1 protein-coding gene is annotated in these 400 nt (G+C 38.8%); it reads left to right on the top strand.

Annotation, left to right across the window (positions count from 1 at the left end):
- A partial coding sequence (locus tag DK188_RS21755) for a hypothetical protein (protein ID WP_232825797.1) occupies positions 1 to 204 on the top strand: 204 nt, incomplete at its 5' end.
- Between the last annotated feature and the right edge of the window lie 196 nt (positions 205 to 400).

The following is a 400-nucleotide window of genomic DNA, read 5'->3' on the forward strand; positions in this document are numbered from 1 at the left end:
CCATATTCCACAAGCTGGCAATTAAATAACGGCTCAGGATACTACTTCGCAGGAAACGGAACAACCTTGACAACCACCATGCCCACAAACCAAAATTTAGAGGTTATGCTGGTGGTCACTGACCAAAACAACTCAACATTTACTGCGTATAGAACTGTTCAAAATGATTTTCTTGCGGACGATGTACTGTATGTCCTGATTTAGGCGATTTAGAAGATGTTGGTGAAAATCTGAACGATGATGTAATTCTGTTTCCAAATCCTACCTCGGATAAGATAACAATTAAATCTTCCGATAGAGGAAATGGATTCTATTCCTTTGAAGTTACAGATGTAAAAAATCGCACACTCGTAACCTCTGAAATCCGTGTTGAATCACAAAATGAACGACAAATAACCCT

Source organism: Algoriphagus litoralis, assembly GCF_003259255.1.
In the GTDB taxonomy this organism is placed as follows: domain Bacteria; phylum Bacteroidota; class Bacteroidia; order Cytophagales; family Cyclobacteriaceae; genus Algoriphagus; species Algoriphagus litoralis.